Source organism: Stenotrophomonas sp. PFBMAA-4, assembly GCF_030053215.1.
Classification (GTDB): Bacteria; Pseudomonadota; Gammaproteobacteria; order Xanthomonadales; family Xanthomonadaceae; genus Stenotrophomonas.
In genome coordinates this window covers 38,696-62,417 of record NZ_JASGBW010000003.1, presented here as the reverse complement: position 1 = coordinate 62,417, position 23,722 = coordinate 38,696, and the positions used below count along the sequence as shown (strand labels likewise).

The window sequence follows — 23,722 nt, the reverse complement described above, 5'->3', positions numbered from 1 at the left end:
GCATGGAAATGGGTAGCGCCGGGCCACGCCCGGCGGAACACCAGGAGCATCACGTGCATCGTCTTTCCCTCGTTGTCCGTCTGCTCCTGCTGCTGGTCGTGGCGGCTGCATTCCCTGCCGCTGCCGCGCCGCTGCAGGCGCAGTGGGAATTCCGCCTGCTGCCGGGCGATGCCCAGGGTGCCGCCCACCCCGGGCTTCAGCAGTGGCGTGCGGCCACGGTGCCTGGCAGCGTGCACACCGACCTGCTCGCCCACGACCTGATCCGCGATCCTTACGTGGGCGCGGCCGAGGCGGAGCTGCAATGGATCGGCCTGGCCAGCTGGGAGTACCGCGCACGCTTCGACGTGGATGCGGCGACCCTGGCCAAGCCCAATGCCGAACTGCGCTTCGACGGGCTGGACACCTACGCCGAGGTCACCCTCAACGGCAAGCCGCTGCTGCGCGCGGACAATGCACACCGCACCTGGCACGCGCGCGTGGAAGGGCGCCTGCAGGCCACGGGCAATGAACTGCTGATCGTGTTCCGCTCGCCCATCCGCACGCTGCTGCCCGGCGTACAGGCGATGCCGCACAGGATCGCCGGCAACTATCCCTCGCCCTATGGTGATGAGCCGAAGGATGCGATGGTCGGCAACTTCGCGCGCAAGCCGGCCTATCACTTCGGATGGGACTGGGGCCCGCGCTATGTCACCGCCGGGGTCTGGCGTGGCGTGGATCTGCAGGCCTGGGATACGCACCGGCTGACTGACCTGGCCGTGCGCACCGATGCACTGGACAGCCGGCAGGCGAAGTTGGCGGTGCTGCTGCAGGTGGAGCAGGGCAATGCCGCCGGTTCAGCCGTGGTGGATGTGGACGTGCGCGACCCCGAGGGCCGCAGCGTGGCCCAGCTGCAGCGTTCGGTGCTGCTGAAGCCGGGCGCGAACACTGTCGAGATTCCCGTTGAACTGGCTGATCCGCGGCGCTGGTGGCCGGTGGGCCATGGCGCGCAGGACCGTTACAGCGTGCAGGCACGCCTGGAGGGCGGACGTTCCGCTGAACTGGCGCGCGACCAGCGCATCGGCCTGCGCACCGTCGAGCTGCGCCGCGAGGAAGATGGCAAGGGTGGCCAGGGTTTTGCCTTTGTCATCAACGGCGTGGAGATCTTCGCCAAGGGCGCCAACGTCATTCCGTTCGATGCGTTCCCCGCCCGCGTTGATCCCGCGCGGCTGCGCCAGGTGCTGACCGCCGCGCGCGACGCCAACATGAACATGCTGCGCAACTGGGGCGGTGGCTACTACGAGGACGACGCGTTCTTCGACATCGCCGACGAGCTGGGCCTGCTGGTCTGGCAGGACTTCATGTTCGGCGGCGGCATGCAGCCCGGCTACGATCCCGCGTTCCGCGCCAGCGTGGTGGCCGAGGCTCGCGACAACGTGCGCCGCCTGCGGCACCACCCCAGCATCGTGCTGTGGTGTGGCAACAACGAGGAAGAAACCGCCTGGAAGGACTGGGGCCACGGCCGTGACCTGAAGGCGGCCGACCCGGCATTCGCAGCGAAGGTGTGGCAGGGCTATGTGGACCTGTTCGGCCATGATCTGCGCCAGGTCGTGGGTGAGGAGGGCCTGGGCGTGCCGTACTGGTCCAGCTCGCCCAGCAACGACCTGGACGAAAAGGCCAACGATTCCACCCGCGGCGACAAGCACTACTGGCAGGTCTGGGGCAATCCGGCGCTGCCGGTGCAGGCGTATCTGCACGAGACCCCGCGCTTCATGTCCGAGTACGGCCTGCAGGCCTGGCCGGCGGTGGCGACGGTGGACCAGATCGCGAGCCGCGACGAGCAGGGCATCGACAGTCCGGTGATCCGTGCCCACCAGAAGTTCATGGCAGGCGAGGGCAACAGCCGGCTGCTGCACTACATCGCGCTGGGCTATGGCACGCCGAAGGACTTCGAGGATTTCGTCTACCTCAGCCAGGTGATGCAGGCCGATGGCATTGCCCTGGCGGCATTGCACCACCGCGCATCGCGGCCGTACACGATGGGTTCGCTGTACTGGCAGCTCAACGACGTGTGGCCGGGCGCATCGTGGTCCAGCGTCGATTACTACGGGCGCTGGAAGGCGCTGCATTTCGCGGCACGGCGCTTCTTCGCGCCGGTGACCGTGGCAGCGCTGCGTGATGAAGGCAGCACGCGGGTGCGCCTGATCAACGATGGTGCGGCGGTGCAGGCGAGCTGCCGGCTGCGGGTGATGGACGTGGATGGCAAGGTACTGCGCCGCCACGAGGTGCCGGTGAGCCTGGCCGCGGCGGGCGTCACCCGCGTGGGTGACTTCGCCGATGCCGAACTGCTGGCAGGCGCAGACCCCAAGCGCACCGTGGCGGTGTTCGAGCTGCTGCAGGAGGGCAAGGTGAGTGCACGCCAGGTGGTCGGCTTCGTGGAGGCCAAGGACCAGGTACTGCCGCGGCAGGCTTTGAAGGCGGTGCTGGCCATCGACGGTGACCACTACCGGTTGCGCCTGCAGAGCGCGGCCTACGTGCGCGCGGCGTGGATCGACTTTGGCGCGCTGGACGTGCAGGTGGAAGACAACCTGCTGGACCTGTTGCCGGGCGAGACCCGTGACATCGCCGTACGCGGCCCGGTGGACCTGGCGACGCTGCGCGAAGCGCTGAAGATCAAGACCCTCAACGATCGTTGAGCGTGGTCGGGTGGGTGCGGACCGTTGGTGGTGGGTGCGGACCGTTGGTCCGCACGCCTTACGGGTTACAGCTGGATCTGCTGGAAATTCTCGACGCGGTCGTGGCCGTTGGCGGCCTGGCCGGTGCGCGGCATCGGGTAGTCATCCAGGCGGTCGATCAGGCGCGTCTGCAGGCCAGCCTCGCGGGCGGCATCCAGTTCTTCCACCACGTCCGACAGGAACAGGATCTCACCGGCCGGCACGCCGATCGCCTGCACGATGTTGCGATAGCTGTCCGCCTCGCGCTTGCCGCCGATCTCGGTATCGAACCAGCCCGACACCAGCGGGCTCAGATCGCCTGCATCGCTGAAGCCGAAGAACAGCTTCTGCGCCGGCACCGAGCCGGAGGAGTACACGTACAGCGGCAGGCCCGAGGCATGCCAGCCCTTCAGCACCGGCGCCACTTCCGGGTAGAAGTGAGCGGTGTAATCACCGCGACGGTAACCGGCATCCCAGATCAGGCCCTGCAGGGCCTTCAGCGCCGTGTGCTTGCGGTCCTGGTCGATCCAGCCCTGCAGCGTCTCGGCCACCAGGCTGTCCTGGCAGGCGCCACCGATCTCGGTGGCCACCGCATCCAGCCAGCGGCGCACCTCCGGCTGCTGGCCGTGTTCGGCCACGAAGGCCGGCAGGGCCTGGCGGGCATAAGGGAACAGCACGTTCTTGACGAATGAGATACTGCTGGTGGTGCCTTCGATGTCGGTCAGGATGACGCGGGGCTGCATGGATCAGGACGCCTGGGTGGGAACGTAACGGGGGAATTTCTGCGCAATGTCGGTGCCGGTGAAGTGACCGACCCAGCCGTCCGGCTCGGTGAAGAAGCGGATGGCCACGAAGCTCGGCTCATCGCCCATGTCGAACCAGTGGGTGGTGCCGTCGGGCACGGCGATCAGGTCATCCTTCACGCACTCGATCTCGTAGACCTTGTCACCCACGTGCAGGGTGAACAGGCCCGAGCCTGCGACGAAGAAGCGCACCTCGTCTTCCTTGTGGAAGTGTTCGTCGAGGAACTTCTTCCGCAGTTCGGCGCGGTTCGGGTTGTCCGGGGCGATCGACGCCACGTCCACGCTCTTGAAGCCGCGCTCGGCGACCAGGCGGTCGATGTCCGCACGGTAGGCGGCGAACACTTCGTCCTGGCTGGCGCCCGGCGCGACCGGCGCGGTGGCCTGCCAGCGCTCGAAGGTGACGCCGATCTTCTGCAGTTCGGCCGCGATGATCGCGCCGTCCTGGGAATCCAGCAGCGGTGATTCGGGATGGGTGTCGTCGTAGATGCGCAGTCGGCTCATGGCGGCAGCTTGAACGTCTCGGGGGGAAGACAGGGTAACAGGGTGGTGAAGGGTGGCAGATTCCGGATTGGAATCTGCACCCCGGCGCCGGTTCAGCCGCGCAGCTTGCGCAGTTCCAGCTCGCAGTGGAACAGGAACTCGAAGGCTTCCATGTGGCGGCGCGCTTCGGCCATGTCGCGGCCCCAGGCATACAGGCCGTGGCCGTCGATCAGGTAGCCCCACAGGGGCTGGGTGTCGAGCAGGGCATCGACCTGCGCCGAGAGCACGTTCATGTCCTGGGTGTTGGCGAACACCGGCACGTCGATGGCCATTTCGTGGGTGCTGTTGCCGGCGAAGGCCTTCAGCAGCTCGTAGCCTTCGATGCGGATGTGGCCCTGCGGCGCGTACAGGCGCGAGGCGATGGTCTGCACTGGTGAATGGGTGTGCAGCACGCAGCCGATCTCCGGGAAGCGGCGGTACAGCTGGGTGTGCAGCAGGGTCTCGGCGGACGGGCGCAGCGGGCGGCCGACGGCCAGGCCGTCGAAATCCACCACCATGATGTCGTCCTCGATGAGGCGGCCCTTGTCCTTGCCCGAGACCGTGATTGCGGCGTGGCGGTCGTCCAGGCGGTGGGAGAAGTTGCTGCTGGTGGCCGGAGTCCAGCCGGCGTGGGCCAGTTCGCGGACGTTGTCGATCAGCAGCTGGGCCAGTTCGCTCAGGCGCGCGGTGTCGTAGGGGAAGGTGGGGGCGTTCATGCGGTCGATTTTACTGGATTCGGCCAACGGCTGAGCCCCTCGTGGCGGGTTGTTCGGGTTGAGTCCCTGGGTTGGCCGGCCGGGGTGGGCTGGCGGGACACGCCGTGAACCCATCCATGGCGCCTGCGGTCCCGCCAGCCCACCCCGGCCGGCCTCGGACAGGCTCCGTGCGCGCCAGCCACGGAGTGAAGAAGGAAAGGCAGAAGCGGGTCGCGGCGCTGCGCTTGCTCGGAGCGGAGCATGGCTCCGCTCTACAGGGAACCCATCGACCGGAGAGAATTCATTCCCCGGACGAATTCATCCACGCATGGCGTGGATCTACTGGGCGGTATCCATAGCGCAGGGCCCCCCGCGCAACCCACCCGCCCGGCCTCGGACAGGCTCCGTGCGCGCCAGCCACGGAGTGAAGAAGGAAAGGCAGAAGCGGGTCGCGGCGCTGCGCTTGCTCGGAGCGGAGCATGGCTCCGCTCTACAGAAGATTCATTCCCCAGATGGACTTCATCCACGCATGGCGTGGATCTACCGGACGTGCCGGGAGAGTGTCAGGGGTGGGGAGGCATGGGTTCGCGGGGGTGTCCGCGGCATGGATGCCGCGGCCAAGCCTCCAGGGATGGATTCACGGCGTCCCCCGCGAACCCATGCCTCCCCGCCAAACCCTCAACCCAGCTGTTGCTCTGGACGTTGCTCCGGCTCCAGCGGGTGCAGGGCCGCAGGCCCTGCAATACAGAAAACCCTTACTGGCCCCGCAGGCGGCTGTGCTTGAAGCCGTAGCAGAAATAGATCACGAAGCCGACGAACGTCCACACACCCATCAGCATCCAGTTGTGCATCGTCATCGCCGACAGCAGCGCCAGGCAGCTCAGCACGCCCAGGGTGCAGATCAGCCATGCCATCGGCATGCGGAACGGACGCGGCAGGTCCGGCTGGGTGCGGCGCAGGATCAGCACGCCCGCGCACACGGCTGCAAACGCGATCAGGGTGCCCATCGAGGTCAGTTCACCCAGGATGTCCAGCGGGAACAGCGCCGCCAGCAGGGCGATGCCGATGCCGGTGATGACCGTGTTGATGTGCGGGGTGCGGTACTTCGGGTGGATCTTGGTGAACACCGGCGGCAGCAGGCCGTCGCGCCCCATGATCATGAAGATGCGAGGCTGGCCGATGATCATCACCAGCACCACCGAGGACAGGCCGACCAGGGCGCCGGCCTCGACCACCCAGCGCAGCCAGCCCAGCTGCGGGTGCGCCGCCACGGCGGTCACCACCGGTTCGTCGGTGCCCAGCAGCTGGTACGGCACCAGGCCGGTCATGACCGCCGCCATGGCGATGTAAAGCACCGTGCAGATCACCAGCGACAGCATCATGCCGATCGGCATGTCGCGCTGCGGGTTCTTCGATTCCTGCGCCGCCACCGACACCGCCTCGAAGCCGATGTAGGCGAAGAACACCATGGCCGCGCCGCGCAGCACGCCTTCCATCCCGTACTTGCCCGGGCCTTCGTTGGCCGGGATGAACGGGGTCCAGTTGCTGGTGTCCATGTACTTCCAGCCGACCACGATGACCAGCACGATCAGGCCGGTCTTCAGCACGACCATCGCCATGTTCATCGCCGAGGACTTGCTGATGCCGACGTAGCACAGCCAGGTCAGCAGCAGTACCAGAATGGCGGCGGGCAGGTTGGCGATTGCGCCGGTGGGGCGCAGCTGCGCGTCCAGTGGCGCACTGACCAGCGCCGCTGGCAGGTGGATGTCGAACTGGCTGAGCAGGCTGAGGAAGTAGCCGGTCCAGCTGACCGCCACCGCCGAGGCCGATACGCCGTACTCGAGCACCAGCATCCAGCCGATGAACCAGGCCGAGAGCTCGCCGAAGGTGGCGTAGGTGTAGGTGTAGGCGCTGCCGGACACCGGCACCATCGAGGCGAACTCGGCATAGGCCAGCGCGCAGAAGGCGCAGCAGACCGCGGCCAGCACGAAGGACAGCATGATGGCCGGGCCGGCATGGTTGGCCGCGGCCTGGCCGGTGATGACGAAGATGCCGCCGCCGATGACCGCGCCGATGCCCAGCGCGGTCAGGCCCCAGGGGCCGAGGTGGCGGCGCAGGCTCAGGCCGTTGGCGTCTTCATGGGCGGCATGCGGGTGCTTGGTGGCCCACAGTTGCTTGAACATGTGTGTCGATCTTTTCGAAGCGCGCCGCGGATGGCGCGCGGGGAGAAACGGACGGGCCGGCGCGAGGCCGGCCCGTAGGCACATCAGGGAGACTTGGCCAGCTTGCTGTTGCGGATGCCGTAGCCGAGGTAGATCAGCAGGCCCAGCACGGTCCAGCCGACGAACAGGTGCCAATGCACCACGAACGCCTGCCAGAACAGGAACAGGCAGGTGGCCGCGCCCAGCGGGCAGATGATCCACACCGCCGGCACGCGGAACGGGCGGTGCAGGTCCGGCTTGCTGTAGCGCAGGACCAGCACGCCGATGCAGACGGTGGCGAAGGCCAGCAGGGTGCCCATCGAGACCAGTTCACCCAGCACGTTCAGCGGCACCAGGCCGGCCAGTGCAGCGGCGATCACGCCGACCACGATCGTGGCCCAGTACGGGGTGCGGAAGCGGGCGTGGACCTTGCCGAAGAACTTCGGCAGCAGGCCGTCGCGCGAGATCGTGTAGGCGATGCGGGTCTGGCCCATCATCATCACCAGGATCACCGAGGACAGGCCGGCGATGGCGCCGATCTCGACGGCGGTCTTCAGCCAGGCCAGCTGCGGGTAGCCTTCCAGCGCGGTGGCGACCGGCTTGTCGGTGCCCAGCAGGTGGTACGGCATCATGCCGGTCAGCACCGCGCAGACGATGATGTAGACGATGGTGCACACGGCCAGCGAGCCGAGCAGGCCGATCGGCATGTTGCGCTGCGGGTCCTTGGTTTCGCCGGCGGCGGTGGAAACCGCGTCGAAGCCGATGTAGGCGAAGAACACGATGGTGGCGGCGCGGAAGATGCCGCTCCAGCCGAACTCGCCCGGCCCGGTGTTTTCAGGGATGAAGGGGTGCCAGTTGCCCGGATCGATATGCGCCGCGCCGATGCCGATGAACAGGCAGATGACGGTGACCTTGATGGCCACGATGATCGCGTTGACGAAGGCGGACTGGGTGACGCCGACATACAGCAAGCCCGACACCGCCGCGATGATCAGCACCGCCGGCAGGTTGAACAGCTTGCCGGAGGCGACGAACTCGCTGCCGGTCCAGGCGATCGGCGCTGCACTGAGCGCGTCCGGGAACGGCATGTTCAGGGTGCTGGTGAGGAAGCTGATCAGGTAGGCCGACCAGCCCACTGCGACCGAGGCCGAGGCAAACAGGTATTCCAGCACCAGGCACCAGCCGATGAACCAGGCCATGCCTTCGCCGAGGGTGGCGTAGGAGTACGAGTAGGCGCTGCCGGAGACCGGCATCATCGCCGCGAACTCGGCGTAGCACAGGCCCGCCAGCGCACAGGCGAAGCCGGCGATGACGAACGAGAGCATGACCGCCGGGCCGGCGTGATTGGCCGCGGCCTGGCCGGTCAGCACGAAGATGCCTGCGCCGATCACCGCACCGATGCCGAGCATGATGAGGTGTTTCGCCGTGAGGGTCCGTTTCAACGTGGCTTCGCCGTCCAGGCTGCCTTCGATGGGTTCGCCAGCATCGACGTGCCCGGCCGGTTGAACCGGCTTGACCCTCAACAGTGCTTTCAGCATGCAAAACTTTCCTGATGATCGGATTGGGGCCGCCGATGCGTTGCCGGCGGCCTGGAATGGTGAAGGCCGCGCGAACGGCCCGCTGTACCTTAGCCAAAGCTGAAGCCACCGCACAAGCGCAATCGCAACAATGACCGGCGATAATGGGCAGTATTTTTCCGATTGTCCCGCATTCATGAATCAACCTGCCGAATCCCTTGCCGCGCTTGATGTTCAGCTGCGTGGCCTGCTGCATGACTACGCCCGCCGGGAGCCATCCCACGACGCGCTGGCTGCCGAATTCAGCACATTGATTGACGATCCGCAGGATCCTTTCTGTCGTGAACGTCTGGCCGGGCACTTCACGGCCAGCTGCTGGCTGGTCAGTGCCGACGGCCAGCGCCTGCTGCTGACCCACCATCGCAAGCTGCAGCGTTGGCTGCAGCTGGGCGGCCATGCCGATGGCGACCGCGACCTGGGGCGGGTGGCGCTGAAGGAAGCGGAAGAGGAATCCGGCCTGGCCGGCCTGGTGCTGGATGACCCGGCCATCTTCGACCTGGACAAGCACTGGATTCCCGAGCGCACCGACGTGCCGGGGCACTGGCACTACGACGTGCGTTTCGTGATCCGTGCCGTGGGCGGCGAGGCGTTCGTGCTCAGCGAGGAATCGCTCGATCTGGCCTGGCGCCCGGTGGCCGAGGTTGCCGAAGATCCGGAATCGGACGCATCAATGCAGCGCATGGCCCGCCGCTGGCTGGCGCGCTGACAGGGGCAGCCACGCATGGCGTGGCTCTACTGCAGTAGATCCACGCCATGCGTGGATGGCGCGGTGTCGGATGCATTCCCGCCGGGCACGGCCCGGCGCTACCGTCGAGCGGGCCGGGCCATGCCCGGCGACGCCTTCATCAATACAGAATGCGGGTGCGCAGAGTGCCCGGAATGGCCGCCAGCTCGTCACGCACGGCACCGGCCTGTTCCTCGCTGGCGGTGATGTCGATCACCACGTAGCCCACCTTCGGGTCGGTGCGCAGGAACTGGCCGTCGATGTTGACGTTGTGCCGCGAGAAGATCTCGTTGACCTTGGACAGCACGCCGGGCACGTTCTGGTGGATGTGCAGCAGGCGCAGGCTGTCGGCGTGTTCGGGCAGGGTCACTTCCGGGAAGTTGACCGCCGACAGGGTGCTGCCGTTGTCGCTGTAGCGCACCAGCTTGGCCGCCACTTCAATGCCGATGTTGTCCTGCGCTTCCAGGGTGCTGCCGCCCACGTGCGGGGTCAGGATGACGTTGTCGTGGCGGGTCAGCGGCGATTCGAAGATATCGCCATTGCCCTTGGGCTCGACCGGGAACACGTCCAGGGCCGCGCCGCCGATGTGGCCACTGGCAAGGGCCGCGTCCAGTGCGTCGATATCGACCACGGTCCCGCGCGCGGCATTGATCACATGCGCGCCGCGGCGCATCTTCGCCAGCTCGGTGGCGCCGATCATCCACTGCGTGGACGGGGTTTCCGGCACGTGCAGGGTGACGATGTCGGCGCGCGCCAGCAGGTCGTCCAGGCTGGCGGCGGCACGGGCATTGCCCAGCGACAGCTTGGTTTCCACGTCGTGGAAGATCACCTGCATGCCCAGCGATTCGGCCAGCACGCCGACCTGGGTGCCGATGTGGCCGTAGCCGATGATGCCCAGCGTCTTGCCACGCACCTCGTGGCTGCCGCTGGCCGACTTCGACCAGCCGCCGCGGTGGCATTCGGCGTTCTTCTGCGGAATGCCACGGGTCAGCATGATGGCCTCAGCGATGACCAGCTCGGCCACGCTGCGGGTATTGGAATAGGGCGCGTTGAACACCGGGATGCCGGCCAGCTCGGCCGCGTCCAGGTCGACCTGGTTGGTGCCGATGCAGAAGCAGCCCACCGCGATCAGGCGCTTGGCCTCGGCCAGCACCTCGGCGCTGAGCTGGGTGCGCGAGCGGATGCCGACGATGTGCGCCTCGGCGATGCGCGCCTTCAGTTCGTCCTCCGGCAGCGCCTTGCTGTGCGCTTCGATCTGGCTGTAGCCGGCGGCGCTGAACACCTCCACGGCGGTCTGGCTGACCCCCTCCAGCAACAGCACGCGGATATCCTGCTTCGGGAACGAGGTCTTCTTCGGCGACATGGTACGGCACGGCCAGTGGGACAGGGGCTGACCACTATGCCAGATCGGCGCGGCCATGGTGCAGTGCGGAAATAGTTGCATCCGTAGCCATTCCGGGTGATTGCCGGGGCTGGACGCTGGCCCGCGGCGCTGGCACGCTTGCCCGTTCTTCACGCACCGCGCTGGACCGTCATGACCGATTCCCGCATCGCCTCGCTGCAGCAGGCCTGTCCCGGCCTGAAGCTGAAGACCGACCCTGCCGACCTGGAGCATTACGGCCGTGACTGGACCCGGCGCTGGACCCCGGCGCCACTGGCCATCGCCCTGCCGGCATCGGTGGAGGAGGTGCAGGCCCTGATGCGCTGGAGCGCGGCGGAAGGCGTGGCGGTGGTGCCTTCCGGCGGCCGCACCGGCCTGTCCGGCGGCGCCGTGGCGGCGAACGGCGAGCTGGTGCTGAGCCTGGAGCGGATGAACAAGGCGCTGGCCTACGATGCGGTCGACCGCACCCTGGTGGTGCAGGCGGGCATGCCGCTGGAGGCGCTGCACAACGCCGCGCTGGACCACGGCCTGATCTACCCGGTGGATTTCGCCGCGCGCGGCTCGTGCTCCATCGGCGGCAACATCGCCACCAATGCCGGCGGCATCCGCGTGATCCGCTACGGCAACACCCGCGAGTGGATCGCCGGGTTGAAGGTGGTCACCGCCAGTGGCGAACTGCTGGAACTCAACAAGGGCCTCATCAAGAATTCCAGCGGCTACGATTTCCGCCAGCTGATGATCGGGTCCGAGGGCACGCTGGGCGTGATCGTCGAGGCCACGGTGAAGCTGACCGATCCGCCGCCGGCCAGCAACGTGATGCTGCTGGCGGTGCCGAGCTTCGACGTGCTGATGCAGGTGTTTGCGGCCTTCCGCGCACGCCTGCAGCTGCAGGCCTTCGAATTCTTCACCGAGCGCGCGCTCGAGCATGTGCTGGCCCACGGCGCGCAGGCCCCGTTCGACGAGGTGCACCCGTATTACGTGGTCACCGAATTCGCCGCCAACGATGAGGCGCATGAAGCGGCGGCCATGGCGGCCTTCGAGGACTGCATGGGCAACGGCTGGGTCAGCGACGGTGTGATCAGCGCCAGCGATGCACAGGCGGCGCAGCTGTGGCGCCTGCGCGAGGGCATCACCGAAGCGGTGGCCCGCTACAAGCCGTACAAGAACGATGTCTCGGTGCGGATCTCGGCGATGCCGGCGTTCCTGGCCGAGACCCAGGCACTGATCGGGCAGGCGTATCCGCACTTCGATGTTGTCTGGTTCGGCCACATCGGCGATGGCAACCTGCACATCAACGTACTGAAGCCGGACGACACCAGTGACGCCGATTTCGTAACCCAGTGCGAGCACGTGACCAAGCTGCTGGCGCAGGTGCTGGCCCGCTTCGATGGCAGCATTTCGGCCGAACATGGCATCGGCCTGGTCAAGAAGGGCTACCTGGACAGCACGCGCGGCCCGGCGGAAATTGCGCTGATGAAGGCGGTCAAGCGCGCCTTCGATCCCGAAGCGCGGCTGAATCCAGGCAAGCTGTTCGACGCATGATGCAGGCAAAGACTTCACGCAACCATTACGCTCCCTGCAACTCCACTGATGGCCTGACCACGATGACCCGTCCGCTCCTGCTGCTCGCCCTGCTGTCCCTGCCGCTGGCCGGCTTCGCTTCCAGCTTCGCTGGCACCTCGGCGGGTTCGGCCACCGGTGCGTCTTCCGGTTCCTCGGGCAGCAGCTCGGGTGATGACAAGGTGGTGCTGGCTGCGCGCGATGATGCTGCCGCATTCGTGGCCAGCGACGGCCAGATCCGCGGTGCGCGCCTGCAGGCGGCGCTGGTGCACCTGCGCGAGCAGGATGCCGCTGCCCAGCAGCAGAGCGATCTGCAGCTGGCCCGCGCGCTGCTGGCCCGCTGAACCGGCCTTCCGGTAGTGCCGGCCGCTGGCCGGCAACGCCATGACATCTGCACGGAACGCAGCCACGCAGGGCGTGGCTCTATTGCTGATCGCGCACGCCGCGCATGCGGCCGATCGCCTGCAGCTTGATCCCGCCGGACTGAGCGAGCCGCAGCAGCAGCTGGCCCGGCAGACGCTGGACGATGTGCAGGCACTGCTGCCGGATGGCCTGCTGCGCGCGCTGCCTGCGCAGGTGCGGGTGTCGTGGCGCGATGACCTGCCGGTGCAGGTGCACGGCCGCGCATTCGCCGGACGCATTGCGCTGCGCCTGGATCTGCTGGATGACAGCGGGGCGGGGGCGCGCCGTGCGCGTCGCAGCGCGCTGGTCCATGAACTCACCCATGTAGCAGACCGCGGCGGCGCGAACTGGTCGCACAGCGCGCGCTGGCGTGATCTGGCCGGTTGGCAGCGCAGGCCGTGGCACCTGGGGCGCGGCGACAACCACTTCAGCGACCGCAGCCCGGATCGCTACGAACTGACGGACCCGGCTGAATACCTGGCGGTGAATGCCGAGCGTTTCGTGCTCGACGCCGAATTCGCCTGCCGCCGTCCCGCCTTGGCGCAGTGGTACCAGCAGCATTTCGGCACGCCGCCCTCCTTGCCGACGGTGCAGTGCGACGGCACGGTGCCGCTGCTGCAGGCTGAGGCGGAGGAGGGCGCGGCGTCGTTGCTGCAGCTGGATCCTGCCCGCGTCTTCGCCGTGGATTACCTGTTCGCCGAGGGCAGTGCGCAGCCGATGAGCCGCTGGGGCCACAGCATGCTGCGCCTGGTCATCTGCCGCCCGGGCCGCGTGCCGGGGCCGGATTGCCGGCTGGATCTGGAGTATCACCGCGTCCTGTCCTTCCGCGCCTTCGTCGGCGACGTGCAGATTTCCAACTGGCGGGGGCTGACTGGCGGCTATCCGTCGCGCTTGTTCGTGTTGCCGTTGCAGCAGGTGGTGGACGAGTACACCAAGGTCGAACTGCGCGGGCTGCAATCGCTGCCGCTGGCGCTTGATCGCAGCGAAATCGCCAGCCTGCTCGAGCGCACCGCACAGGTGCACTGGAGCTATGACGGGCGCTATTACTTCGTCAGCAACAACTGTGCGGTGGAAACCGCCAAGCTGCTGCAGGCCGGGGTGCCGCGGCTGGGCGAGGCCGGCCTGGCCCAGCTGACCCCGCGCGGGTTGCGCCGGCGACTGGTGCGGCTGGATGCGCTGGATGAGCGGGTGCTGGACGACCGTGCTGGCGCGCAGGCCCAGGGCTATTACTTCGCATCGGCACGCGACCATTACCAGCAGTTGTTTGCGGTTGCTGCCGCGCAGAACTCCCTGCCGGCGTACGATGTGCAGGCTTGGCTGAAGCTGCCCGCGCGGCAGCGTGCGCCGTGGCTGCTGCAGGGGGATGTGCGTGCCAGCGCCGGGTTGCTGCTGCTGGAACAGGCCGCAAAGCGCCGTGCTGAGCTGCGGGCGCGGGACACCCTGAAGCGGCGCCTGCTGGCCGCGCCGGAAAGCGAGGCCACCGCGCAGCTGCGCGGCCTGCTGGAACAGAGCGGGCAGTGGTTGCGGCCGGGCCGGCTGCTGGCCGATGGCGGCTATGGGGTGCCGCTGGCCGAAGAGCAGGCCGTGGTAGCCGGGGCCGTGGCCACCGCCAGTGCAGCGGCCGTGCCCGCCTGGCAGTCGCTGCGCCAGCAGCTGCGCGTGCAGCTGCCTGCCGGGCAGCAGCAGGAACTGGATGACATCGACGCCAACCTCGCGGCCCTCGGCCGGCGGCTGCGCGAGCAGGCCGCCGCACCGGTCGCGGGCGTGGCCGTTCCCTGATCCGGGCGCGAAGCGGCTGCGGTCAGGCGGCTTTCAGGCCCTGCCGGTGCCAAGGTGGTACGGTCAGGTGTCCTCAGCAGTATCGACAAGGAGTCGAGCCATGCGTGTAGTTCCCGGCCTGTTGGCAGCCTCCCTGGGCATCCTCCTCACCGCCTGCCAGCCTGCGGCGGCACCTCCCGCAGCGGCGACCGCCGCCGATCTGCCGCCACCCGTGCCCGAGCCGGCGACGGAGGCCGCAGCCGCCAGCGAAACCGCTTACCGCTGCGGCGACCTGGATGTCCAGGCGCGCTTCGTGGGCGAGGACGCGGCGACGGTGACGATCGGTGAACGCCGCTTCGCGCTGCACGCGGAACGGGTGGCGTCCGGGGCGAAGTACAGCGATGGCAAGGGCAACAGCTTCTGGGCCAAGGGCAGCGATGATGGCCTGTTGAGCCTGAAGGGTGAGCCCGATCGCGAGTGCCAGGCCCAGCAGGGCATCGAAGGCGATGGCAGCGCGGGCAAGGCCGCATTTCGCGCCACCGGCAACGAGCCCGGCTGGCTGGCCGTGGTCGACGGCGATGCGCCGGGCCTGCAGGTGGACGTGGACTACGGCGAGCGCCGTTTCGAGGTGGCCGCGCCCACTGCGGGTGCGGATGGCTGGGCGGGCAAGGCTGCCGATGGCACCGACATCAAGCTGAGCTTCCAGCGCACCACCTGCCAGGACAGCATGAGCGGCGAATCGTTCGAAGCCAAAGCCATGCTGACCGTCGGTGCTCGCCAGTACCACGGTTGCGGCAATTTCGGCGGCAGATAAGCGCGGTTCTGTAGAGCCGAGCCCATGCTCGGCTGCGCTTCGCCGCGATGCATCAACAGAAGCAGCCGAGCATGGGCTCGGCTCTACAGAAGGCGTCAGCGCCGGGCCATGCCCGGCGCGTGGTGCTTAGTCGGCGCGGCCAGCGAATTCGCCGGTGGCGGTGTTCACCAGCACGCGCTCGCCGTTGGCGATGTACTCCGGCACCATGATTTCAATGCCGGTGTTCAGCTTGGCCGGCTTCGGGCGCTTGGTGGCGGTGCCGCCCTTCAGTTCCGGCGGGGTTTCAATCACTTCCAGCACCACCGAGGCGGGCAGCTGGATCGCCACCGGCTGCTCGTCGATGACCTGCACGTAGATGCCGGTCAGGCCGTCGGTGATGTAGCCGGCGTCGTCGCCGATCACGTCGGCGTCGAGGGTGTAGGGGGTGTAGTCCTCGTCATCGAGGAACACGAACGCATCGCCGTCCTTGTACGAATAGGTGGACTGGCGGCGCAGCAGTTCGACTTCGACCAGGTTGTCGTCGGCATCGAAGCTGGCGTCGAGCTTGTTGCCACCCGGCACGCTGTACATGATGAAGCGGAAGCGGACGTTGCCGCCGCGGCCCTGCGGCGAGCTGCGTTCGATGTCGCGGATCTGGTACACGCCGTTGTTGTACTCGACGACGTTGCCCTTCTTGATGTCGTTGGCTTTCATGATGTTGTTGGTCGTTGGGGGTGGGCGCCGTCCCGGCGCCCGGGGGAATCACTTCGGAGCGAGGCGGGTAGCGCCGTCCAGGCGGATGGTCTCGCCGTTGAGATAGGTGTTGCCGAGAATGAAGCCGACCAGGCTGGCGAAGTCGTCCGGCTTGCCCAGGCGCGACGGGAACGGGATGGACGCGGCCAGCGACTGCTGCACGGCCTCGGGCATGCCATCGACCATCGGCGTCCAGAACACGCCCGGGGCAATGGTGTTGACGCGGATGCCGAAGCGCGAGAGCTCGCGGGCCATCGGCAGGGTCATCGACACCACGCCGCCCTTGCTGGCGGCATAGGCGGCCTGGCCGATCTGGCCTTCGTAGGCGGCGATGCTGGCGGTGTTGATGATCACGCCGCGCTCGCCGTCTTCGCCAGCGTCGTTGTGCTGCATGCGGTTGGCCGCGGCCTTGGCGACGTTGAAGCTGCCGACCAGGTTGACCATGACCGTGCCCTGGAAGCCGGCCAGCGGCATCGGACCCTCTTTGCCCAGCACGCGGCCGGCGCCGAGGATGCCGGCGCAGTTCATCGCCACGTTCAGGCCGCCGAGGAAATCGTGGGCCTGGTCGATGGCTGCGGCAACGGCCGCCTCATCGCTGACATTGACGTTGAAATAGCGGGCCGCGTCGGCGCCAAGCCCGGCCACGGCGGCCGCGCCCTTGTCGTCATTGAGGTCGAACAGGGCGACCTTGCCGCCGTTGGCGACCAGGTGCTGGGCCACGGCCAGGCCGAGGCCGGAAACGCCGCCGGTGATCACGGCACGTACGGAAGACAGCTGCATTGAACGGTCCTGCAGGTTCGAGAACCGCCGATTCTAACGGAAGCCACGGCGCGCGCCGTTGTGCGCCGCTGCAAAGCGGTATGCGCCCCGGTGCCCCGCAGCCAGGCATGGCCTGGCTCTACCCGGCGAGGTCCCGGGCCATCTCCGGCGGCTCGCGCCCGCGCAGGCGCCGCTTGAACTCATCGGGGGGCAGGCCCGGGGCGAACAGGAAGCCCTGGCCGATGGTCACCCCCAGCCCCAGCAGGCACTGGCGCTGGGCCTCGGTTTCCACGCCTTCGGCCACCACGCCCAGGCCCAGGCTGCGGGCGATCGCGCAGACCGCCTCGCACACGGCCACGTCCGAGCGGTTGCGCGGGATGCCCTCGACGAACAGCTGGCTCAGTTTCAGGCCATGGATCGGCAGCCGCCGCAGGTAGTTCAGCGCGCTGTAGCCCTCGCCGAAATCGTCGATGGTCAGCATCACGCCCATCTCGCGCAGGCGGGCGAAGGTGCGCAGGGTGTCCGGCGCGTCCTCGATCAGCACCCGCTCGGTGAACTCCAGTTCCAGCACCGTGCCGGGCAGCTCGAACTCGTCCAGCACCTGCCGTACCCAGCGGGCCAGGTCCTCGCCGACGAACTGCCGCCAGGAGACGTTGACCGCCACCCGCATCGTCTCCAGGCCATCGTCCTGCCATTGGCGTATCTGGCGGCACGCCTCGCGCAGCGCCCACTGGCCGATCCGCACGATGTCGCCGGTGTGCTCGGCGTGGCGGATGAACAGGTCCGGCCGCATCTGCCCAAGCTGGCCGTTGTGCCAGCGCATCAGGGCCTCGCAGCCGGTGATGGTCCCGGTGCGCAGGTTGATCTGCGGCTGGTAGACCAGCCGGAACTCGTCGCCGTCCAGCGCCTTGTGCAGGCGGCTCTCGATCTGCAGTCGGTCGTTCTGGCGCTCGGCCAGCTCCTGCGAGAACACGTGCCAGCCGTTGCGGGTGCGACGCTTGCACTCGTACATGGCGGTGTCGGCGTTCTGGATCAGCTGCTGCGGGCGGTCGCCATCGCCGGGGGCCTTGGCGATGCCGATGCTGGCGGTGACCTGGAATTCATCGCTGCCCAGCTGGAAGGGGGAGGAGAACGCGGCGGTGATGCGCTCGGCCAGCTGCTCGGCCTGGTCGGGCTGGTCGCGCAGGTCGCAGATCACCAGGAACTCGTCGCCACCGAAACGGGCGAGCAGACCTTCGGTGCCGATGGCCGTGGCGATGCGCCGGGTCGCTTCGATCAACAGCTCGTCGCCGGCGTTGTGGCCGAGCAGGTCGTTGACGACCTTGAAGCGGTCCAGGTCGATGTACAGCACCGCCACCCGGTCGTGGCCGGGGCTGCCCATGCGTACGCCCAGATCGGTGAGCACCGCATCGCGGTTCATGATGCCGGTCAGCGGGTCGGTGCGCGCCTGCACGCGCAGGGTCTCTTCGGCCTGCTTGCGTTCGGTGATGTCCTGCACGGTGCCGGTGATGCGGGCGGCATCGACATCGCCGGTGGACACCTCGCCGATCATCCGGATCCAGAACGAATGCCCGTCGCGGCGCTGGCCCTGCAGTTCCAGGCCGAAGCTGCTGCGGTGCTCGATGGTGTCGGCCAGCGCCTGCTGCAGGGAGGTGCGGTCATCACTGCGCAGGCAGTCGAGCAGGTCGGTCATGTCCTGCAGGTCGTCGGGCTGGCCGACGATGCGCCGCGCCTCGTCGGTCAGGTACAGGCGCTGCAGGCTGCGGTCCCATTCCCAGCCGCCGATGTGGGCCAGCGACTGCGCGCGCGCGAACAGCAGGTTGTTGCGCTTGAGCTCGGTGATGTCGCTGAACATCGAATAGACATGGTCGGCCTGGTCGCAGCCGGTGCCGAACACTGGCACGTTGGTGGTCGACAGCCACAGCATGCGCCCGCGCGGGCGGTGGTACAGGCCGATGATGGTGCTGCGGATGACCCGCCCGGCCTGGAAGCAGCGGATGGTCGGCCACTGCGCCTGGGTGAGGGTATTGCCGTGCTCGTCGACGATCAGCCAGGCCTCGGGGTCGAGCAGGGCGTCAAACGCATTGCCGTTGCTGGTGATGCCCAGGATGCGGTGCGCGGCCGGGTTGGCCGAGATCACCCGCAGGTTGCGGTCGAACAGGATCACGCCCTTGTCGATCGATTCCATCAGCAGGCGGTAGCGCGATTCGGCACGCCAGCGCCCGCTCAGGTCGCGCGCCACGGCCACGATGCAGGGCTGGCCATGGTCCTGGAAGCCGGCCGAGTGCACTTCCACCGGGAAGCGGCTGCCATCGCCGCGCATGTTGGTCACTTCGATGACGTAGGTGTCACCGCGGTTCAGTGCTTCCCAGACCGGCTGCAGGTGGTCGCTGGGCAGGTCGGGATTGAGCAGTTCGATCGGCTGGCCGACGATGGCCTCGCGCGGGCGGTCGTAGGCGTGGACGCCGGCGCGGTTGACGTCCAGCACCACGCCGTCGGCGCTGAGGATGCTGACCGGGTCGGGCACCGAATCGAACAGGGCGGCGTAGCGTTCCTGTGCTTCGCCCATGCGCAGGCGGGCGTCGATCAGTGCCTCCATCGCCTGCCGCAGCAGGCGGGCCTGGGCGGCGGGCGGGGCGCCTGCCAGCGCGGCCTGCAGTGCGGCCAGCGCGTCGTCGGTCACGGCGGATGGTTCGCCGTAAACCGGAACGTCGCGCGGGCCGCTGTCGTTCATGTCGCCGCCAGGGCCTGCCCGACCCGGCTGGCAGTGGCACGGCCGAGCAACCCGGCCAGCCAACGGCCGGTTTCAGCCAGGGCCGGCAGGTCCACGCCGCACTCCAGGCCCAGGCCCTGCAGCAGGTAGACCACGTCCTCGCTGGCGACGTTGCCGCTGGCACCCTTGGCATACGGGCAGCCGCCCGCGCCGGACACCGCGCTGTCGACCACCCGTACGCCTTCTTCCAGGCAGCTGGCGATGTTGGCGATGGCCTGGCCATAGGTGTCGTGGAAGTGCACGGCCAGTGCGTCCATCGGGATCTCGGCAGCGACCGCCTTCAGCATGGCCCGCGCCTTGTGCGGGGTGCCGACGCCGATGGTGTCGCCCAGCGAAATTTCGTAGCAGCCCATGTCATGCAGGGCGCGCGCAACGCGCACCACGTCGGCCAGCGGCACGTCGCCCTGGTAGGGGCAGCCGAGCACGGTGGAGACGTAGCCACGCACACGCACGCCGTCCTCGGCGGCGCGCTGGAGGATGGGCGCGAAGCGGGCCAGCGACTCGTCGATGCCGGCATTGGTATTGGTGCGGTTGAAGGCCTCGGAGGCGGCGGTGAACACCGCCACTTCCTGCACGCCGACGGCACGCGCCCGGTCATAGCCCTGCTCGTTGGGCACCAGCACCGGGTAGGCGATGCCGGCGCGGCGGTCGATGCCGGCGTAGACCTCGGCCGCATCGGCCAGCTGCGGCACCCAGCGCGGGCTGACGAAGCTGGTCGCTTCGATGGTGCGCAGGCCGGTGGCGGACAGGCGATTGATCAGCGCGATCTTGTCGGCGGTGGCCACCGCCTGCTTTTCGTTCTGCAGGCCGTCACGCGGGCCCACTTCGACGATGCGGACGAAATCGCTCATCGACGCACCTCCGTGGCGGGCAGGGTGGGGCGGGCGGCAGGGGCGGAAGCGGGTGCGATCACGAGGGTTCCTGGAGAACGGGGGCAGCGCGGTCTCCACCGGGCTGCCAACAGGGATACGCAGGTCGGCCGCGAAAGCGGCCACGTTCCTGCGCGGGAATCAGTCGAAGGGGTGGCAGACGGCCACGACGTAGTTGCCGTCGGGGCAGATCAGGCCTCCGTCACCCAGTGCGGGGCACGCTTGTCGAGGAAGGCGCCGAGGCCCTCCTGGCCCTCGGCCGACACGCGCAGGCGTGCGATCAGGGCGGCATTGTCGCGGTCGAGGGTGTCACGGTCGTGGCTGTCGCGGACCTGGCGCACCAGCTCCTTGGCCGAAGCCGAGGCGATCGGGCCGGCCTTGTCCAGCAGGGCCAGCTGGCGCTGCACGGCGTCGTCCAGGCGCTCGGGCTCGACCAGCTGGTGGACCAGGCCGATGCGCAGGGCGGTTTCCGCGTCGAAGTGCTCGCCGGTGGCAAACCAGCGGCGGGCCTGGCGCGGGCCGATGGCCTCGATCACATAGGGCGAGATCACCGCCGGCAGCAGGCCCAGGCGGCTCTCGGTCAGGCCGAACCGGGCCGCGCTGGTGGCGATGGCGATGTCGCAGCAGGCGACCAGGCCGACGCCGCCGCCAAAGGCCGCGCCATGGACCCGGGCCAGGGTCGGCTTGGGCAGCTCGTCCAGGGTGCGCATCAGCCGCGCCAGCGCCAGCGAATCCTCGCGGTTCTCGGCCTCGCTGGCCGCGGCCATGCCGCGCATCCACTGCAGGTCGGCACCCGCCGAGAAGGACGCGCCGTGGCCGGCCAGGACCACCACCCGCACTGCGGGGTCGCGGCCGGCGGCCTCCAGGGCAGCGGTCAGCCGGGCGATCAGGCTGGCATCGAAGGCATTGTGCAGCTCCGGCCGGTTCAGCCAGAGGGTCAGGACGGCGCCATCGCGCTCGATCAGCAAAGCATCGTTCATGGGAATCCGGGGTTACTCCATACCTGTATGGATCATAGCGGGCCATTGGTCATGGGCCATGACGCGACGCGGGAATGTTAGAATCGAGAACCATTTACATCCAGCTGAGATCGCGCTAGATGACGCTGTCCGAACTGCCCCTGCATACCCCGGCCGTGGTCGATTCCGTGCAGGACCTGCACGCCAACGATGCCATCGCCCGGCGACTGCGCGAGCTGGGCTTCGTCAAGGGCGAGGAAGTGCGCCTGGTGGCCAAGGGGCCGGTCGGCGGCGAGCCGCTGCTGGTGCAGGTCGGGTTCACCCGTTTCGCGCTGCGTATCAGTGAGGCCAAGCGGATCGTCATCGACACCGCCCGTCCGGAGTTCCGTGCATGAATGCTGCCGTCAACGCCGCCCCGCTGCGCATCGCGCTGGTCGGCAACCCCAACAGCGGCAAGACCGCGCTGTTCAACCAGCTGACCGGCAGCCGGCAGAAGGTCGCCAACTACACCGGCGTCACCGTCGAGCGCAAGGAAGGCCGCCTGCGTGCGCCGTCCGGCCGCGAGTTCGCCGTGCTCGACCTGCCCGGCGCCTACAGCCTGCAGCCGGCCAGCCTGGACGAGGCGATCACCCGCGACCTGTGCCGGGGCTTCTACCCGGGCGAGGCTGCACCGGATGTGCTGCTGTGCGTGATCGACGCCACCAACCTGCGCCTGCACCTGCGCTTCGCGCTGGAGCTGCGTGAGCTGGGCAAGCCGATGGTGATCGCGCTGAACATGGTCGATGCGGCCCAGCGCCGTGGCATCCGCATCGACGTGGCCGCGCTGGAACGCGAGATCGGCGTGCCGGTGGTGGAAACCGTAGCCGTGCGCAAGCAGGGCGCCAAAGCGCTGGTCGATCGCCTCGATGCGATGGTGCCGCACCTGGATGCGCCGCTGGCCGGCGTCGAGGGCGGCATCGATTACCACGCCAAGGTGCGCAGCATTCTTTCGGCCGCCGTCACCATGCCGGCGCGCACCGCGAAGATCGATGACACGCTGGACCGCTGGCTGCTGCACCCGGTGTTCGGCCTGATCACCCTGGTGGTGGTCATGTTCCTGATCTTCCAGGCGGTGTTCGCCTGGGCGACGCCGCTGATGGACGGCATCGAAGCCGGGTTCGGCTGGCTGGGCGAGTTCGTTGGCGGCGTGCTGCCGGAAGGCCCGCTGACCAGCCTGCTGACCGACGGCATCATCGCCGGCCTCGGTGGCGTGGTGGTGTTCCTGCCGCAGATCCTGATCCTGTTCGCCTTCATCCTTGCATTGGAGGAGTCGGGCTACCTGCCGCGCGCGGCCTTCCTGCTCGATCGCATGATGGCCGGCGCCGGCCTGTCGGGCCGTTCGTTCATCCCGCTGCTGTCCAGCTTCGCCTGTGCGGTGCCCGGCATCATGGCCACCCGCAGCATCCAGGACCCGCGCGATCGCCTGGCGACCATCCTGGTGGCGCCGCTGATGACCTGCTCGGCACGCCTGCCCGTGTATGCGCTGCTGATCGGCGCGTTCATCCCGGCCGGCAAGGTCGGCATCTTCAACCAGCAGGGCCTGGTGCTGTTCGGCCTGTACGTGGCCGGCATCCTCAGTGCGCTGGTGATGTCGTGGGTGATGAAGAAGTGGCGCCGCGACAAGAGCGAGCACCCGCTGATGCTGGAACTGCCGTCCTACCGCCTGCCGCACGTGCGCGACCTGGCCGTGGGCCTGTACGAGCGCGGCATGATCTTCCTGCGCCGGGTGGGCGGCATCATCCTGGCCCTGACCATCCTGCTGTGGGTCCTGCTGACCTTCCCGGGCGCCCCGGCCGACGCCACCATGCCGGCCATCGACTACAGCTATGCCGGCCAGATCGGCCATGCGATGACCGCGATCTTCGCGCCGCTGGGCTTCAACTGGCAGATCTGCATCGCGCTGATCCCGGGCCTGGCCGCGCGCGAAGTGGCGGTGTCCTCGCTGGCCACGGTCTATGCGCTGTCGGCGGCGGACGATGATGCGGCCATCTCGGCGCTGTCGCCAGTGGTGGCCGATGGCTGGTCGCTGGCCACCGGCCTGGCGCTGATGGTGTGGTTCATCTACGCACCGATGTGCATTTCCACCCTGGCCACCATCAAGCGCGAAACCAATTCGTGGAAGACGATGGGCTTCTCGGCGCTGTACCTGTTCGCGGCAGCCTACGTGGCGGCGCTGATCACCTACCAGGTGACCGTGGCGCTGGGAGGCGGCTGATGGACGCCGGCCTGCTGGTCCAGTACCTCATCATCGCGGTGGCGGTGCTGGTCAGCGCGTGGGTGGTGCTGAAAAAGCAGTTCCCCGGCACGGCGCGCAAGCTGCGTGGCACGCTGGCGCTGGCCCTGCTCAAGCCCGGCCGCGCCGCCTGGATGCAGGCGCTGGGGCGTAAGGTGGCTCCGCCGGCCAGCGGCGGTGGCGGGGCGTGTGGTGGCTGCGACAGCTGCGGACCGACAAAGCGGTAGAGTCGAG

Annotated in this window: 20 protein-coding genes; 9 read left to right on the top strand and 11 right to left on the bottom strand. The window is 68.2% G+C overall.

Annotation, left to right across the window (positions count from 1 at the left end):
- The first annotated feature begins 53 nt into the window (after window positions 1–53).
- The gene (locus QMZ26_RS02880; RefSeq protein WP_283220520.1) at window positions 54–2,672 is read left to right on the top strand and encodes a glycoside hydrolase family 2 protein; all 2,619 of its coding nucleotides are present in this window, start codon (window positions 54–56) and stop codon (window positions 2,670–2,672) included.
- A 65-nt stretch (window positions 2,673–2,737) separates the two neighbouring features.
- Here QMZ26_RS02880 and mtnC read toward each other — a convergent pair whose 3' ends face one another.
- From mtnC to QMZ26_RS02855, 5 genes are all read right to left on the bottom strand, one after another.
- On the bottom strand, window positions 2,738–3,433 hold the full coding sequence (gene mtnC, locus QMZ26_RS02875; protein WP_079221720.1) for an acireductone synthase: 696 nt from the start codon (window positions 3,431–3,433) through the stop codon (window positions 2,738–2,740).
- A 3-nt stretch (window positions 3,434–3,436) separates the two neighbouring features.
- Complete coding sequence (locus QMZ26_RS02870) at window positions 3,437–3,994, bottom strand: acireductone dioxygenase (protein WP_079221721.1); 558 nt, start codon at window positions 3,992–3,994, stop codon at window positions 3,437–3,439.
- 92 nt (window positions 3,995–4,086) lie between these two features.
- Window positions 4,087–4,728: a methylthioribulose 1-phosphate dehydratase gene (locus tag QMZ26_RS02865; RefSeq protein WP_108770673.1), complete on the bottom strand. Its 642-nt coding sequence runs from the start codon at window positions 4,726–4,728 to the stop codon at window positions 4,087–4,089.
- Window positions 4,729–5,462: 734 nt separating this feature from the next.
- On the bottom strand, window positions 5,463–6,890 hold the full coding sequence (locus tag QMZ26_RS02860; protein ID WP_283220519.1) for an amino acid permease: 1,428 nt from the start codon (window positions 6,888–6,890) through the stop codon (window positions 5,463–5,465).
- Between the two features lie 83 nt (window positions 6,891–6,973).
- Window positions 6,974–8,446, bottom strand: coding sequence for an amino acid permease (locus QMZ26_RS02855; RefSeq protein WP_108746592.1), 1,473 nt, complete (start codon window positions 8,444–8,446; stop codon window positions 6,974–6,976).
- A 130-nt stretch (window positions 8,447–8,576) separates the two neighbouring features.
- Between QMZ26_RS02855 and QMZ26_RS02850 the strand changes: the two genes are divergently transcribed.
- Entirely contained in the window at window positions 8,577–9,191 is a 615-nt protein-coding gene (locus QMZ26_RS02850; RefSeq protein ID WP_108759339.1) for an NUDIX hydrolase, read from the top strand.
- 139 nt (window positions 9,192–9,330) lie between these two features.
- On the opposite strand, the gene serA is transcribed toward QMZ26_RS02850, so the two are convergent.
- The gene (gene serA / locus QMZ26_RS02845) at window positions 9,331–10,572 is read right to left on the bottom strand and encodes a phosphoglycerate dehydrogenase (RefSeq protein ID WP_079221726.1); all 1,242 of its coding nucleotides are present in this window, start codon (window positions 10,570–10,572) and stop codon (window positions 9,331–9,333) included.
- Window positions 10,573–10,743: 171 nt separating this feature from the next.
- Here serA and QMZ26_RS02840 point away from each other — a divergent pair, with 171 nt between their 5' ends.
- From QMZ26_RS02840 to QMZ26_RS02825, 4 genes are all read left to right on the top strand, one after another.
- Window positions 10,744–12,132, top strand: a complete 1,389-nt coding sequence (locus QMZ26_RS02840) for an FAD-binding oxidoreductase (protein ID WP_283220518.1) — start codon at window positions 10,744–10,746, stop codon at window positions 12,130–12,132.
- Between the two features lie 62 nt (window positions 12,133–12,194).
- Window positions 12,195–12,494: a DUF2388 domain-containing protein gene (locus QMZ26_RS02835; protein WP_079225213.1), complete on the top strand. Its 300-nt coding sequence runs from the start codon at window positions 12,195–12,197 to the stop codon at window positions 12,492–12,494.
- Between the two features lie 40 nt (window positions 12,495–12,534).
- Complete coding sequence (locus QMZ26_RS02830; protein ID WP_283220517.1) at window positions 12,535–14,331, top strand: DUF4105 domain-containing protein; 1,797 nt, start codon at window positions 12,535–12,537, stop codon at window positions 14,329–14,331.
- Window positions 14,332–14,431: 100 nt separating this feature from the next.
- Window positions 14,432–15,124, top strand: coding sequence for an MliC family protein (locus QMZ26_RS02825; RefSeq protein WP_283220516.1), 693 nt, complete (start codon window positions 14,432–14,434; stop codon window positions 15,122–15,124).
- Between the two features lie 126 nt (window positions 15,125–15,250).
- Here the strand turns inward: QMZ26_RS02825 and yeiP are convergent, their stop codons facing one another.
- The 5 genes from yeiP to QMZ26_RS02800 form a co-directional block, all read right to left on the bottom strand.
- Window positions 15,251–15,817: an elongation factor P-like protein YeiP gene (yeiP, locus tag QMZ26_RS02820; RefSeq protein WP_079221730.1), complete on the bottom strand. Its 567-nt coding sequence runs from the start codon at window positions 15,815–15,817 to the stop codon at window positions 15,251–15,253.
- Window positions 15,818–15,865: 48 nt separating this feature from the next.
- Window positions 15,866–16,636, bottom strand: a complete 771-nt coding sequence (locus tag QMZ26_RS02815; RefSeq protein ID WP_079221731.1) for an SDR family NAD(P)-dependent oxidoreductase — start codon at window positions 16,634–16,636, stop codon at window positions 15,866–15,868.
- A gap of 118 nt (window positions 16,637–16,754) precedes the next feature.
- Window positions 16,755–19,349 carry an EAL domain-containing protein gene (locus QMZ26_RS02810; RefSeq protein WP_283220515.1) on the bottom strand — a complete coding sequence of 865 codons (2,595 nt, stop codon included), beginning with the start codon at window positions 19,347–19,349 and terminating at the stop codon, window positions 16,755–16,757.
- Entirely contained in the window at window positions 19,346–20,239 is an 894-nt protein-coding gene (locus tag QMZ26_RS02805) for a hydroxymethylglutaryl-CoA lyase (RefSeq protein ID WP_283220514.1), read from the bottom strand. The genes QMZ26_RS02810 and QMZ26_RS02805 overlap by 4 nt, the downstream gene beginning before the upstream one ends.
- A 209-nt stretch (window positions 20,240–20,448) precedes the next feature.
- On the bottom strand, window positions 20,449–21,237 hold the full coding sequence (locus QMZ26_RS02800) for an enoyl-CoA hydratase/isomerase family protein (protein WP_079221734.1): 789 nt from the start codon (window positions 21,235–21,237) through the stop codon (window positions 20,449–20,451).
- A gap of 119 nt (window positions 21,238–21,356) precedes the next feature.
- Between QMZ26_RS02800 and QMZ26_RS02795 the strand changes: the two genes are divergently transcribed.
- Genes QMZ26_RS02795 through QMZ26_RS02785 form a run of 3 tightly spaced genes read left to right on the top strand, consistent with a single transcriptional unit; the run spans window position 21,357 to window position 23,715 of the window.
- Entirely contained in the window at window positions 21,357–21,611 is a 255-nt protein-coding gene (locus tag QMZ26_RS02795; RefSeq protein ID WP_283220513.1) for a FeoA family protein, read from the top strand.
- On the top strand, window positions 21,608–23,470 hold the full coding sequence (gene feoB / locus QMZ26_RS02790) for a ferrous iron transport protein B (protein WP_108746599.1): 1,863 nt from the start codon (window positions 21,608–21,610) through the stop codon (window positions 23,468–23,470). Before QMZ26_RS02795 ends, feoB begins: the two co-directional genes overlap by 4 nt.
- A complete protein-coding gene (locus QMZ26_RS02785; RefSeq protein ID WP_200734181.1) occupies window positions 23,470–23,715 on the top strand; it encodes a DUF6587 family protein in 246 nt (81 codons plus the stop codon). The genes feoB and QMZ26_RS02785 overlap by 1 nt, the downstream gene beginning before the upstream one ends.
- Window positions 23,716–23,722 lie beyond the last annotated feature (7 nt).